Here is a 15,368-nt window from a genome sequence, read left to right on the forward strand (position 1 = left end):
TATTGGCTTAACTTCCCCTAGAAAGTTTTTAATAAGTTTTCAAGATCACCAAGGAACTTTTCCTCCAAGGTGCGATTTTGAACCTTGAGTACGTTAATTTTGTCTTCGGCAGTTACGCTCGATGCCTTCTCTACCTCCAACCAACAGCATTTCTTTTCAAATGAATAAAATGGAAGGGATATCATATTCCCGGAACTTCCCATCAAGAAGGTGTTCCAATCCATCATCATGCCCAATCGATAATGATATGCCAAAAAATCAAGATACGTAGAATAGTCATCAACGTACATATAATTTTTATTACCAAGGGTTTCAAAACTGCTTTGATCGCCTTCCTGGACGGAGAAAATTGTATTATAATAAAACAACCGTTCTGTAAATTCTTTTAAAGCAAGTAATTCTCTATCAAAATCATCTTTGTGATTGTTCAGAATTTGCTTGAATTCATGATGATACTGAGCTACGGTATTTATTATCTCCCTAAGTTTACCTTTTTTTATAATCAATATCTTTTTTTCAGTTGGTATATCTTTGCCAACCTCATAATTTTCCAATTTATATCTTAATTCCTCAATTGTAGCAGCCGAAAAACATGCCCTTTGATTTAAATCAGAACGTTTCAAAAGAGTGTATGCTACATCGCACAGATTACGATCCGGATTTTCCCCAAGAAACTGAGATAATCTTAAACAGTTTCGTGCAAGAGCACTAGAATTCTTTCCTGTAACCTTTACCAAGTATCTTGATTGTTGGTCGAAACCACTGATCTTTTTGGAAGGAACCTCACTTAAAATCAAATGAACATTGGTTCCGCCTACCCCCATACCAGACAAACCGATAATAAACTTCTGGGAAGTATCTACTTTTAAAAGCTCTCTATTCAGATAAAATGGTGAATTATGAAAAGCAATCGATTTGTTCTCGATAGAATCCGGATTGAAAATTGGAGGCATTTCTCTGTGTGATAACATAAGCATACATTTAATAAACGACAATACTCCTGCGGCTCTGTCTGTGTGCCCAATGTTTCCTTTGACAGAACCAAGCACACAATAGCTCTTCTTATTGGTATAACTAGAAAATGCCTGTATTAGTGCAGAGGCTTCGATCGCATCACCAATCCGTGTCCCTGTGCCATGGGTTTCAACATAGCAAACTGACTCCGGTTGAATTCCAGACTTGTGATAAGCATCCATAATACATTTTATTTGCCCTTCTTCACTTGGGGCCATATAACCTGCTTTTGATGAGCCATCGTTATTGATCGAAGCCCCAGAGATAACACCATAGATATAATCCCCATCTTTCATAGCCTCTGAAAGCTTCTTTAATATAACAACACCTGCACCGTTGCTGAAAACAGTTCCATCAGCACGGTCATCAAACGGCCTTAAGTGCCCTGTAGGAGATAAAATCGAGCCTTGTCGATAAAGATAGGGTTTCTTCTGGGGAGTGATAATATTGACACCGCCCGCCATGGCAATTTTACACTCATCGTTTAGAATACTGCGCATACCGTCATAAATAGCCACCAATGAACTTGAACAAAATGTCTGTACAGACTTACTTGGTCCGTTAAAATTAAGTTTATAAGACACCATTGTTGCAAGTGAATCAGCACTATTAAAAATGTATTTCAGGTCACTTTTTTCATTATATTTTTCTTCATATGGAATAATGTTCTCATATAAATAAGAGCTGGGACACGCCGAGGCAAATACGCCGATATTTCTTACTGACCCATCAATTGAAATTCCTGCATCCTCAAGAGCTTCCCATGCACACTGAAGAAATATACGCTGCTGCGGATCCATAAGGCATGCTTCGTAATAGGAGATGTTAAATAGTTTGTGGTCGAAATTTCTAACATCTTCTTCGTCAAGAATCCCTCTTACGAAAACTTCTTTTTCACCTTTTCCGCTTTTCTCCGAGAAACAACCTTCAAATTGAAAATTATCCAAACAATTTTGGTTGTTTTTAATTTTCTCCCAAAATTCATTTATATCTTTACAACCTGGATATCGACCGGACATACCAATCACAGCTATAAGATCATCATCATTGTCGCTACTTGTTTTATCAAGCTCAAGTGCATGCGCCTCTCTTTTCTGTAAGGCTAATTGTTCTTTTTCCTTAAGCAGACCCTGAATTTTATTGGTTAATTTCGTAATTGTAGAATTGTTCATAAATTCAGCAACTGAAAATTCAATGTTGTACGTGGATGAAATGTCAGCAACAATTTTTATTGCGGCATAAGAATCTCCCCCAAAATCAAAAAAATTGTCGTCATTTTCAAGATTTTCACTCAATGCAGAAAACCACATTTTTTGTAACGATGTACGAATCTCATGCTCGTCTAAAGTAACTAGAGTCGGCAGATTCCGTACAGGAGTCGTTTCAATCGCTTTAACTACCTCATTGTATCTGTTGTTGTATTCGCTCTTTGAGACAATGAGTACTGCTTCCTGTATCTCATGTAAGGCAGCCAAAGCAGCATTGAATTCAATTATATTCAACATATTCCTAATCAATGATTTACCATAATTATCGACTTCAACACTGTCTTCAAAGATTCTTGGTAAATAATCAAAGCATATTGCCTTCCACTTATGACTTTCTTTTTCAGCCAACAAATTGCAAAAACTATTAACAGTACTGTATATACTGTCACCAATACCACCTAAAAAAGAAGTATTTGATGAGATAAGATAACAAAAACCAAACTTGTCATCAGAAATTGAATTTCTAATATTCAACGTTCCATTTATTTTTGCGTAAAAAAAGTCCTTACAATCATTAATATCAATTGTCTCCAGATAGTTTTTGGCTTTACCGGGTTTTCCCGCGCAATGGAAAATGCCTTCAATAAAACCATGTTTTTCGATAATCATTTCCAGGACAGCTTTAGTCTCAAATGGATCACCAATATCTGCTTTAATAATATGTACTCGGGAACCCTTTTTTTGTATTTTTTTTATATTCTCAACTATTACTTCCGTTTTACTGTCAATACTTTCCTGAAATATAGTATTATCATAGACTTTCGAAATAAAATAGAGATCTGAATTGGTATCTGCAAGCATATTTCCAATAAGAAGACCTACATTTCCCGTACCACCTGTGATTAGATAAGCACCGCTGTTATAGCTTCGCTTTTGTTTTGGCAGTTCATCATTATAGGAAAATGTATATCTATATCTGTTATTTCTATAATATTTAACATGCTGTTCCAAGCTTGAAAGTTCATTTTGGACAATTGAATGGATGTTTTTAATATCGTCAGTCTGAATCAATTTCAACTGTACGCTTGGATATTCAAGCATTACAGACGGAACAAGACCGGTAATTACAGAAGATACACACTCTTCCGGGGAAGTAAGATTCAACTCAATAACAAATATTTTTTTAATATTTACAACTTTTAAGCATGCATTGATGCTCTTAATCAGGGCATAAAAATTACGGAAATTTTCATCTGGTTCTGACTTCAAACTTTCCCATTCGATAATCATTGACACTGATTCTAATGATTCATACGGAATAAGTTTATTTTGAAGCCATTCAGCTGAAATTTCATTTTCATTAAATTCTATTACGTTATAATTTGTATCAAAACGAGTTAAAACGCCATCTTCATTTTTTCTTTTTAAGTGTATGAAAAATCCGCCTTTATTCTCATTAAAGATTTGTTCAGACAACGTCCATTTTGGGAACCAAATTAAACCTTCTTCAGATTTGTGCCCGTCACTTTCGGAAAACCAGAACCTTTCTCCCTGAAAAGGATATAGCGGTGCTGGAATTCTCCATCCTTCTGAATCTGTGATGCACTCCCAAAGGACATCTCCCCCATTTTGCCAAACCTCGCCAATTCCTTTTAGAAAATCAAAATACGAAAAAAGGCCACTATTTCCAGAAGGACCGTTCCAGTCAATAAGAATTAATTGTGATCTATTAACGGAACTACATATACTATATTTCATTTCTCCGTCATTAAACTCCACAAAAAAAACTCTATCGGAATCAAGAGCCTCATCACTAATTTGTCCTTTGATGTCTTCCTTAGGTACTCCGACCTCAAAATTCTCCAATTTATCCAGCTGCAAGTAAAAAGAGGACCTCATCATCTGGCGAAGAAACCTTATCATTGCTGTATTTACCAATGATTTAATGTCACTTGAACCTTTCAGATTATCTATGATTATGTCAATATTGCTTGCAACCAATTGATTAATGTTACTAAGTCTCTCAGCCATAACATTCATCAATACTTCTCTGAAATGTGCACTGTTATATGCCATAATAGATGCAGCATGAAGAGCAGCCTTATCTGTTTTGGCACACAAAAATAGTGGTAGTTTATTGTTATTATTCACAAGGGAATGCTCTGAAGATGTATAGACTATTTCGGTAGAGGAACTTATCATAAATGCGCGATAACCAAACTCGGCTCTTCCGTTATTCAGTGTAAATGAAAGCGAATGCAAATCATCTGATTTCATTATCCATGAAGGTAACGTTGAAAGGCTTTCTTTCAACGCGGGAAGAGTTTGAGCAGAAACTTTATATATGAAATCAGTACACCTGGAATCCACTGTGTTCTTGAGTAATGGTGGCGTGGATAAAATAAAATGCGCATTTGTGCCGCCCACACCAAAGGCACTTACCGACATACAAAATGATTCCTCAGGAGGTAATTCGACAAGTTTGGTATTGACATACATTTTTGAACCCTCAAGGTCGATATTGGGATTCCACTTTTCAAAATGAAGCGATGGGATAAGTTTCCTATGATATAAACACATTGTGGTTTTTATCAGCCCAACAATACCTGCGACCGCGTCTAAATGACCAAAGTTAGATTTGACAGAACCAATCGCACAACGATGCTCTTTGTTCGCCTTATTTAACTCATATGCATCAATAATTGCAGCAATTTCAATAGGATCTCCCAAAGTCGTACCTGTCCCGTGGGCTTCGATATATACAATAGATTTAGGATCTATGTTCCCCTTTTTTAGTGCGGTTTTAATCACCGCGGCCTGTCCTCTCTGACTTGGAGCAGAATAACTCATTTTGTCTGCACCATCATTATTGATTGCAAATGATTTTATTACAGAATAAATAGTGTCATGATCTCTAATCGCATCCTCTAATCTTTTTATAACGATTACCGCAGCACCCGTGCCAAACAGTGTTCCTGAAGAACTCTCATCAAAAGGTCGGCAATGACCATCTTTAGAATTAATGAACCCCGACAGATAATCATAGCCTTTTAAGTACGGGAACTGAACAGAGGCGCCTCCTACAAGGCAAACTTCACAATCCTTATTCAATATACTGTCACAAGCCAAACTAAGTGCTGTCAAAGTAGAGGAACAAGCGGTCTGCACCGTGACACTAGGCCCTGTCAGATTTAGTTTATAGGACACTCTCGTTGTTAAATATCCATTGTCGTTTCCAACCATGATTTCAGGATAATTATATGATTCCAATAATTTAGGATTTTCCTTTAGACAGGACAAAAGATAGGTATTGTACGCACAAGAGCCAAAAACACCTACGTTCACTTTCATATCCAGTGGACTATAACCTGCGTGTTCCAAAGCATGCCAGCAGTTTTGCAAAAATATTCTTTGCTGCGGGTCCATTATCATAGCTTCGTGTGAGGAATATCCAAAAAACTTTGCATCAAATCTGTCATATCCTTTACAAGCGGAAACGCTATTGACAAAATTAGTATGATTAATGGGTCCTTCTTCAATTTTTCTTATACCCTCAGAACCACTTTGAAGCATTCTCCAAAACTCTTCGATGTTGTTGCAACCAGGAAGTTGTGTGGATATACCAATAATAGCTATATCATTTTTATTAGGAATCATATCTGACCTCACATTTTTTGGTTATCTTGTAATTACCGATATACAATGCATTCATATCGATTCTCAAGAATGTTTCAATAGCTAATTCTGGAGAACAGATAATAGGTTGACCCTTCACATTAAATGAGGTATTTATCATACAAGCGCATCCTGTGATTTCACCAAAACTTTTTAATAAATCATAGAAATACTTATTCTCCTTATCAATCAATTGTAACCGTGCTGACCCGTCAACATGGGTAATTCCGATTAATTTATCGCGATATTCCGGTTTGACCATACAAGTCGCAAGCATATAATCGAAAATACGACTATGATTAAATTCAAAATATTTCTCTGCTTCATCTTTTAAAGATATAGGCGCAAAGGGTCTATAACTTTCTCTAAATTTCACTATTGAATTAAGACGTTGTTTAATGTCGCGTGATATGGGGTTCGCCACAATAGAACGTGCACCAAGAGCCCGTGGGCCGTATTCCATTCTGCCTTGAAACCACCCGATAACGCTATCACTAGCGACTTCTGATGCCGCATCCTTACAGGTAAGTTCAAAGTTATCAAACTTCGTCCATAAAATTCCATTGTTGAATTTTGAAATAGCATTCATGTAGTCGCTGTCGTTGTAAGAAGGGCCATAGAAAGGAATTTCATTTTGATTATCTTTACTGATTTTAATATTATTAAGATTGGAGACATATAAAGCAGCACCAAGAGCAGTTCCATTATCTCCTGCAGCAGGCTGTACATAGATATTTTCAAAAAGTTGCGAGTTGATTATTTTACCATTGTTCTTACAATTCAGTAAAACTCCACCTGCCATACAAATGTCATTTATTCCAGTTTTACCTTTCCAGTATGACAGAATATGGGTAAACACCTTTTCTACAGCCTCTTGGGCAGATGCAGCAAAATTAATTAATAAATCATCCATGTACTCACCATTACCACGGTGCACAATATTTTTCTCTAGATATTCCAATTTTGCTCTGTGGAAAGGATCCTCACTGACATCGACACCAAACTGTTCCCAGTCAATTTCAATTTTTCCGTATTCGTGGTAGTGAATAAGTGTATCAAAAAAATCACGGAATTGCTCTGGGTTTCCGTAGGAAGCCAATCCCATAACTTTATACTCATCAGCGTTAAACTCATACCCTAAATGGTAGGTAACGATTGAATAAAGAATGCCAATAGAGTTCTTTATCGAATGAGTAGACAATTTTTTGAAATTACCATCATCAACCATGAACATGGTTGATGATTTATTTTCTCCCATAGCATCACATACAAAACATAAACTCTTCTTAAATCCTGATGGGAAATAAGAACTGGCAGCATGAGCGAGATGGTGATTCACAGGGACGAAGTTCGTCTCATTCAATGTAACACCGAAATGGTTATGCCATAGTTTTTTTTGATTTTCTATACTATAAATTTCATCAAACATTTCCTTATCATATTGCGCAAAAATGTCTTTAAAGGGTTCGTAATCAAATCCATGAGCGATGATGTCTACATCCTCTATTCCAATGCCCGCTTCCTTAATACAGTAAGAAATAGCGTTTATTGGGAAGTCGCATGTTTGCTTTTCATAATTGAATCTTTCTTCCTCAGCGCATGCAACAATTTTGCCGTCAATAATTAGAGCCGCAGCACTATCCAATCCCTGAACTATTTTTTCTTCACCGGGTCTTTCTGCCCGGTTTGTTTTGACATAATTCATAGCATTATGTAATCCGCTATATCCCAATACAATCATCTAAATAACTCTCCTAAACAGTGCGATAGAATTATTTCCGCCAAACCCAAAAGAATGGTTACTCCAAATGTTACATTCCATATCAACTTTGGTATCGGTGATAATATCTATTGCACACTCTTTATCTTTCGGCAAGCACTGCGGGCTACCTGGAATTATTCCCTTACGAAAAATCATACAGATTATCACGCTGGCAAAGCTGCCTGCTACTGCCATCATATGACCTACAATTCCTTTTATGGAGCAAACCTCCGGATTTCTTCCACCGTTAGCTAATACATTGATAACAGTTGCTTCAACACTGTCATTTAAATTCGTACCTGTACCATGACTCATGACATAATCAATGTCTCCAAAAGCAATGTTGCCTTCGCGAAGAACTTTCTTATATGCCAGCAGAATACCGTCAACATCAGGAGCAGTTAAAGATTTTGCATCGTTGCTACTAGAAACCGCTACTACTTCGCAGTACGGAGTTGTAAATCCACGTTTCGCCGCGAAAGATTCCCTTTCCAAGATCAGGACGCTCGAACCTTCACCAATGGTGATGCCATCTCTTCCTTCTGAAAAAGGTTTACTTCCTTGCTTTGAAATTGAGAAAAGACTGTCGAATCCAGCATGTACCTTCTGTGAAAAACAATCTGTACCACCTACAATCGCCAGTTCACACTGGTCCGTTCTAAGGAGATTCAACCCGATCTCCATTGCCAAATTCGATGAAGCACACGTGTTATGTATGCATAAATTTCTGACGTTTTTTAAGCCATAGAATTTTGCAATTGCTTCAGGAATTTTATAACTTGCGTAAAACGGAAAGGTCTCATCCTTAGTTGCCAAATAGGTATCAAAAACTTCGCTTTCAGACTCATTATTTCCGAGTATTATCGCGATACGAAGATCTTCTATTTCTGCCACATTGATTCCGGCGTCCTCTAATGCCATTTTCGTGGCGTAGATGCTGTATTGTGTTGCTTGTGGCAATGATGTTCCTTCATTCCCCTTTTGAAAAATATGTTGTCTTATTGTCTCTTTATCGTCATCCGAGACTTGGGAAGACAATTTTCCGTATCCATGATTTTTAATTGCCCGTTTCTCAGGTTTAAACAAATATCTGTTGTGAGTGAGATTCTCATAAATGGAATCGCAGTCAATACCAATAGGTGATACTGCACCAACTCCCGATACAAACACTCTTTCCAAGTTCAGTTCTCCTTTATCAAGATACTCAGCACATTTTCAACGATTGCGATTACCTCGCATCCGCTAGTGATATATCCACTCCAAGATAATGCGATATCATCTTTGTCGCTAGTGATAAAGCATGTTAACAATTCCTTTTCTCTAATCGGCCTCTTTATTTGAAAACCCGTAATTTTCACAAAACCATATAAATCTTTTGGGCTCAATATTCCCGCTTCATGATTTGCCGCAAGACATGTAAGACCCATAAATTCTATCAATTCAAAAAATATGCCGAAATTAGGATTCGCAGAAAATTCCGTAGCGAAGTATTTTCTATTATCCCCTGCAATGTATTTTCCAGCTGCATTTATTTGATTCTGTTTTCTTGAAGTTAGCAGATACTGATCTAAAAAAGTAATTTCTTTTGCATGAATAAATCCAAAATTATTGTTCGTTATGGGATCTGGATTGATATATGGCAATTCGGATGCGAAATCATGAGACTGGCTGATCGAGATAAGGGCCTTGACTTGAGAGTCCGATAGTATTTTAACCTTTTGAACGTCGCTAACAACTTTAGTATCAAACTCAATGGAATTATCAGGTAAACATGGAGATTTAAAAGAACAAGTAAAAGACTTCGAAAAAGGTAACGTCTCTTTTATCATTTCTATGCACAAATCAATCATTAGTCCACCAGGGAATAGTTGTTTGCTTGGAAAATGATATTTAAAAATATTGAAATCGGGACGTAAGAATAAACGATTATCCAAATTTAATCCTCACTTTTTAGAGTAGCCACAAATTCATTCTGACCATAAAGCCCAAAAGAGATAGAGATCCTTTCAGCCGAATCTGCAGCCGATATACTGTCTCTCAACAAAAAGAATGGAAATGAACTAGCAGCATAAACCTTATTTTCTCTCAACTTGCTGGACATCCCATTTAATCCCTTTGCCGTACTATTTCCATACATGCTGTCGATATATATATCTTTATTTTCAGCCATATCAGTATTTTTAAATTTAATATGCTCAATAAAATAGCATTTGCTTTTTTCACCAGAAACATATTTATTGCTTGATAGGATCGTTAAAGTCACATTTGATAATGGATTTTTGGTACTGGGTGCAAACTTAAGTATGTCGATAGTTGACAAATCATTATAATCATCCCCAGTCATCACTAAACATGTGTCTAATTTCCCTGATAATATATACATATATGCTATTTCTAAGGCATTCCCATACCCAAGATAACCGCCATTCAATGTCATGTTCAATCCATGGGATTGAATAATCATTGATGTTGCGATGGAAGCGGAGCAAATAGTGGCATTCGGAAACACACGAGTGGATAATTCCTCATCGGATAGCGCCAAAGTACTTAATGTTATCATGGAATTCAAGTTGCCGTATTCAGTGGCATAAATAAGACCAAGGGTTTCAGTTGAGCCAGAGATATATTTTTCATTATGCTTGGCCAAAGATCTGCTGACTTTGGTTAAAGTATCTGCACCCAGTAATTTTTTTGTTTTGACTAAGCCCTCTAGATTAGCGCATGAATATGCTAATTCTTGGGCGTAATCGACACTTGAGTCCATGCAGGTTAGATAAACTCTCCGCATTTAAATGTAAACTCCTCTTATTTTTATAATGATTCAACAAATTCAACTAGATTTCTCACTTGATTGAAATTAGACAACTCAAATGCGGATATTTCTCTCCCAGTCATTTTTTTAATTTTTACTGCCAAATCAATGTACATTAGTGAATCAAATCCCAAATCGTGCTTTAAATCCATTTCCAATACGATCTCTTCTTCTACCTCTGCAATTTCTCCAAGTACTTTTAAAATTTCGTTTTGTCCCATTGTCTCTTCCTCACATTCATTTTTTAGTTTTAAAAAATCAAATTACGTTACGATAACTCCATCCTTTATTGAATACAATTGGTTATCGTGCATATCTCTGATGACTACATCAATTGTTTGGATGATATTAGTTAAATCTTGCTCTGTGTGAGCTGTTGACAAAAAGCAAGTTCTTCCACTCCAGATATAAATGCCATTAAGACGAAGTGCTAAAAAGAAAATTTCTAAAAGTGAATTTGAATCGGTGCAAAAGAATTTAAACAATGATGAGAAGTTTCTTACATAAAGTGGTGCTTTATATTTGTCGAAAATTCGATTGATTTCTGAAACTAGTTTTTCCGTCTTAGCTGTAAGCGTTTCTTGAATCCAATTTGGGTTTTGTATAAACTGCTCTAACACTGCATTCGCGGATGCTAATGACAATGGGTGTTTAAAAAAGGTACCTGCGAAATATGTTTGTTTAGCGCGTGGAAATGTAGAATCACTATAATTCCATGCGCCGCCATCAGCTGCATCCATTACTTCGGCCTTCCCTGCGATAACCCCTATCGGAAGACCATTTGCAACCGTCTTTCCGTAAATCACCATGTCAGGCTTTGTATTAAAGAGTGCTGCTGCTCCACCAACGTGGCAACGAAAACCTGTAATTACTTCATCAAAGATTAGGAAAACATTACTCTTGGCTGTTACCTCACGTAACCCCTTAAGAAAACTTTCCGGCTGAACATCAGGACGTCTGCTTTGAATAGGTTCAATGAGAACAGCGGCCAGGTTGTCTTTTTCTTGTCTGATGATATCGAGGCTTTCAGCATCGTTATAGTTAAGCACGATTACATCCTGACTGATTGTTTTTGACACACCTAAGGCAACCACTACCGCCTGTTCGTCAAACTTTGTTACTAGCGTTAAATCACTATGACCATGATAACATCCTGTAAAAATAGCAATTTTGTTCTTTCCTGAACTTGCACGTGCCATTTTAATTGCTGACATCACAGCTTCTGTGCCTGTTGTACAAAAAGCAACTCTGTCCATGCCCGTGAGTCTGGAGATATTCTCCGACACACTCCCTACAAGACGATGTCTATATCCCAACTGAATCCCTGAATCAATTTCAGCTTTTAATGCTTTTGTCTGAAAATCCGGTGAATGGCCGAATAATAATGAACCATACCCCATTGCAAGATCAATATATTGATTTCCATCAACATCTATAGCATGACTACCGATGCCTTTTTCCACAGTGAGCTGGTATGTAATCTCCTTGCTATCTAGAGAAAAACCTGCGATCTCATCTGGATCAGCGAGTACACTCCTATATTCTTGTGCAACTGCCTTAGAGTTCTTTGTGCTGTTAATTATTTTTTCTTGTAGGTTTACTAAATATTTCTTTTGATTCTGAGTCAATATATCCGGGACTTTGCTTACAAATGGTACAAAATGACTTGTCGAGCTAGGATTTTTTTCATTTTGTTGAACAGTCGTTAAGGTTACGACCGATCTAGAAATATCCTTTGTTGAATTTCTCGCCATATGCTTTTGATTGGTTCCTCCCGAAGACACAAGTCGGTCAACCACTTCAATCTGTTTTGATATAATACTCTCCATGGTTGACTTCTGCTGAGCTAGGAATTCAAGAATATTGTTTACATAAACTTGGGAATTCTCATTTACCACATTTACTGTACTATTACTATCTCCCGGATCATCGGATGTTTCAGCAGCATGAGTTGGTTCGACGCTTACAGGTGTGACAATTCTGTCTGATATATATTTGGAAAGTTTATCTATAGTATCCAGTTCTATCATGAGTTCTCTGATTGGAATGTCAACACCATATTCTTGATCTAATCTAGTAATCAATGTAGAGATCATCATGGAATCAATACCAAAATCCGAAAAAGGTATATTTCCTTCCAACTCATGGTGCTCAGTTTGTGACATAGACGAAATAATATATCTCAATTCTTCTTTGAGTTCACTCAATGTTCTACTCATTACATCAACCTGCCTTATCCAAAATAATCAAACGTTTCCTCCATCAGCAGTAAAAATATTATTCTGAAAGAAATTCTTTTTGGTAATTAAGTATGATACTAAATCAGCTATCTCTTGAGGTGTTCCAAGTCTGCCCATCAAAATACTGCTCACCGTTTTTTTCATATTTAAGTTCGCTGTCATATCTGTCTCAACATACCCAGGGGCAATAATATAACTCTTGATTCCAAAGCGAGCCATTTCTTTTCCTGCCGATTTTGCCAGTCCGATAATGCCACCCTTTGAAGCGGCATACGCTGCAGCACCGATACTTCCGTTAATTGCCGCCATGGAGGACACCGTAATTACCGTACCCTCACCTTTTGAAATAAAGTAATTATACATATTACGCAAATAATAAAACGGACCATAAAGGTTTGTTTCAATGACTTCATGCCATTGTTCATCCGTTATATTAGATATCAAACTGTTTTGAGATATTCCAGCGTTGAGGATAATAGCTTCAATATCATCGTACTCAGAAATTATTTGATTGCAGAATTTAGTCACTTGGGAGCTGTCTTTCTGATCCACCTTATAGGAGAAACAAGTGACCCCATTGTCTTTTGCCTTTTGTTTCAAAAGCGTTTCGTTGGGATTTTCATTCGCATACGTATAAATAATTGATTTGTTCTCTGTAATTAGTGATTCAACAATTGCCTTTCCAATGCCTCTGGAACCCCCAGTAACTAATATATGCCCCATATTTATCTCCTTTAAATAAGACCAAGTTTTTCGTGAATATTTTAATTAGCAGTAAGTTTGTTAAGCAAAATATCCTTCAAACGACATTCTCTCCATTCTTCAATTTCAAAACCACAGTTACATAACAAAGCGTAAGTCAGACGCTCTAATCCAACTGCAACACACGCACTTTCAACACTAAACTCATCGCTTTTTATTCCGAATGACTTGCAAAGAAATTTATTATGTAGGTTTCTTGACATACAAGCTAAATCAATTTTATCAGTGTTACATGTTTCACTTGGAATTGGCAGAGTCATCTCTAATTTTACTTTTGACTCAATTTGAAAGTCTTCAATTGTCTTGTGACCTTCACCAAAAAACATATCACTTGCATATTTCAAATCTACAGTGTCAACCAATTGTATAATTTCATCCACTAACTTATGGAAGAATGCATTGGCCTGGGCTTCCACCTTTTCATGATCACCTATAAAAATACATTCTCTCATGGTGAAATTCCTCAATCTCATTGGATTTGCTGGATCCAATCTTTCGTTTCTCGCACATTGTGAAACTGCTGTGACAACTGTCAGTCTCTTAGACGGAGTACTGTTCTTCCTGTTTAAAAATGTATGATAGCAGGTAGACGGATTATATACAAAGCACTTTTCATCAGAAAAGAAATGTGGATGATGTTTGAAATAACCGTCATCAATCTTCATCGCTTTCGCGTCATCAGAAATCTGTTGATTGATTTTATGATCGTCTTTGTTTAAGGGAAAGCTAATAATCGGAAAAGAAGGGAATTTGTAAAAATAATTGATGTTATTTAGTTCAGTCAGTGGAAATATCGTTGGATACTGTTCTTCAATTATGTTATACGCCTCTTTTGCAAGTTCGGTGAAAAGTTCATCTATTGCTAAAAGTAACTTCCAAAAAAGACCACTATATGCATAGGTTCCATAATGATAACCAGTGTTTGATAACTGCCCACTTGCAAGAAGCTTCGTATAAATACTGTTCATATTTACCCCACTTTAGTTTAGTATTCAAAAGTCCTTAACAGATACGCTGCGATTTCAGGGACAACTTCCCCCGAGCAAACGATTTCGAGGTGCAGTCTGCATACTTAACATAAGAGAACCAAACCCCTTAGCTATATCTATGTATGTATTTTCCTTCAACATCTGTAATCGTGAATCCACATTACCATCCCTACATAGTTATATTTTTCTTCAGAATATCGTGCTTAGCGTATTTTCAATTAACTTAACGACTTTTTCAGCTTCCTTAACAGTAAAAAAATGGTCACCTTCAAATTCCTGGTATCGAATTTCTTTAGAGAAATATCTACTCCATTCATTAACATTATATTGACCAGTACATAGATCTTCATTAGCAAATAGAATGGTTGTATTTATATTTAACGGAACTAACGAAGAACGATTATATGAATCATACACTTCGAAATCGGAACGAATAATCGGTAGAAACAGTTGCAATATATCTTTATTTTCCAGAATCTGTTCAGGTAACCCGCCGAATAACTTTAATGTTTTTAAAAAAGGCTCGTCCGGTAGTATACTTATTTTTTTTTGTTTACGAACTAAATGAGGAGGTAAACACCCTGAGAGAAATACATGCTTGGGTTCTCTATCGTAAACCATCCCTATGCTCTTAGCAGATTCAAATGCAATTAATGCCCCCAAGCTGTGTCCATAAAATGCAAATGGGATATCTGGCCGAATAATGTTCCCTAGAGAGCGGAGGATATAGGACTCCACGCTTTCAAAATTATTAAATAGCGGTTCCTTTATTTTGCTTCCTCTACCCTGCAACTCAACGGTGTTAATACTGATCCATTCCGGCATGATTTTTTTCCAATGGTTAAAGCTTACTGATGAACCTCCTGCATGAGGAAAACAAATCAAATCAATTAATACTTTTCGCAC

At 36.7% G+C, this 15,368-nt stretch carries 10 protein-coding genes; all 10 read right to left on the minus strand.

The window, feature by feature from the left end; genetic code table 11:
- Positions 1–17 precede the first annotated feature (17 nt).
- Positions 18–5,879, minus strand: a complete 5,862-nt coding sequence (locus ABD014_RS01810) for an SDR family NAD(P)-dependent oxidoreductase (protein WP_343856741.1) — start codon at positions 5,877–5,879, stop codon at positions 18–20.
- Entirely contained in the window at positions 5,869–7,638 is a 1,770-nt protein-coding gene (locus tag ABD014_RS01815; RefSeq protein WP_343856743.1) for a carbamoyltransferase family protein, read from the minus strand. The genes ABD014_RS01810 and ABD014_RS01815 overlap by 11 nt, the downstream gene beginning before the upstream one ends.
- Positions 7,639–8,829, minus strand: coding sequence for a beta-ketoacyl synthase N-terminal-like domain-containing protein (locus ABD014_RS01820; RefSeq protein ID WP_343857326.1), 1,191 nt, complete (start codon positions 8,827–8,829; stop codon positions 7,639–7,641).
- Positions 8,830–8,840: 11 nt separating this feature from the next.
- Positions 8,841–9,593, minus strand: a complete 753-nt coding sequence (locus ABD014_RS01825) for an ApeI family dehydratase (RefSeq protein WP_343856745.1) — start codon at positions 9,591–9,593, stop codon at positions 8,841–8,843.
- Positions 9,594–9,595: 2 nt separating this feature from the next.
- Complete coding sequence (locus tag ABD014_RS01830) at positions 9,596–10,447, minus strand: hypothetical protein (protein WP_343856748.1); 852 nt, start codon at positions 10,445–10,447, stop codon at positions 9,596–9,598.
- Positions 10,448–10,470: 23 nt separating this feature from the next.
- Entirely contained in the window at positions 10,471–10,692 is a 222-nt protein-coding gene (locus ABD014_RS01835; protein WP_343856750.1) for an acyl carrier protein, read from the minus strand.
- A 42-nt stretch (positions 10,693–10,734) separates the two neighbouring features.
- Positions 10,735–12,690 carry an aminotransferase class III-fold pyridoxal phosphate-dependent enzyme gene (locus tag ABD014_RS01840; protein WP_343856752.1) on the minus strand — a complete coding sequence of 652 codons (1,956 nt, stop codon included), beginning with the start codon at positions 12,688–12,690 and terminating at the stop codon, positions 10,735–10,737.
- Between the two features lie 27 nt (positions 12,691–12,717).
- Positions 12,718–13,434 (minus strand): SDR family NAD(P)-dependent oxidoreductase, encoded by a 717-nt coding sequence (locus ABD014_RS01845; protein WP_343856754.1) that lies wholly within the window; start codon positions 13,432–13,434, stop codon positions 12,718–12,720.
- 41 nt (positions 13,435–13,475) lie between these two features.
- Positions 13,476–14,441, minus strand: coding sequence for a class-II aminoacyl-tRNA synthetase family protein (locus tag ABD014_RS01850; RefSeq protein WP_343856756.1), 966 nt, complete (start codon positions 14,439–14,441; stop codon positions 13,476–13,478).
- 210 nt (positions 14,442–14,651) lie between these two features.
- Positions 14,652–15,368 (minus strand): thioesterase II family protein, encoded by a 717-nt coding sequence (locus ABD014_RS01855; RefSeq protein WP_343856759.1) that lies wholly within the window; start codon positions 15,366–15,368, stop codon positions 14,652–14,654.

Origin of the sequence: Paenibacillus motobuensis, assembly GCF_039521865.1 — a bacterium.
Lineage (GTDB): Bacteria > Bacillota > Bacilli > Paenibacillales > Paenibacillaceae > Fontibacillus > Fontibacillus motobuensis.

Bases quoted from the DNA above. Each gene is read 5' to 3' on its own strand.
- ABD014_RS01810 (WP_343856741.1), bottom strand. From the start codon at position 5,879: ATGATTCCTAATAAAAATGATATAGCTATTATTGGTATATCCACACAA.
- ABD014_RS01815 (WP_343856743.1), bottom strand. From the start codon at position 7,638: ATGATTGTATTGGGATATAGCGGATTACATAATGCTATGAATTATGTC.
- ABD014_RS01830 (WP_343856748.1), bottom strand. From the start codon at position 10,447: ATGCGGAGAGTTTATCTAACCTGCATGGACTCAAGTGTCGATTACGCC.
- ABD014_RS01835 (WP_343856750.1), bottom strand. From the start codon at position 10,692: ATGGGACAAAACGAAATTTTAAAAGTACTTGGAGAAATTGCAGAGGTA.
- ABD014_RS01840 (WP_343856752.1), bottom strand. From the start codon at position 12,690: ATGAGTAGAACATTGAGTGAACTCAAAGAAGAATTGAGATATATTATT.
- ABD014_RS01845 (WP_343856754.1), bottom strand. From the start codon at position 13,434: ATGGGGCATATATTAGTTACTGGGGGTTCCAGAGGCATTGGAAAGGCA.
- ABD014_RS01850 (WP_343856756.1), bottom strand. From the start codon at position 14,441: ATGAACAGTATTTATACGAAGCTTCTTGCAAGTGGGCAGTTATCAAAC.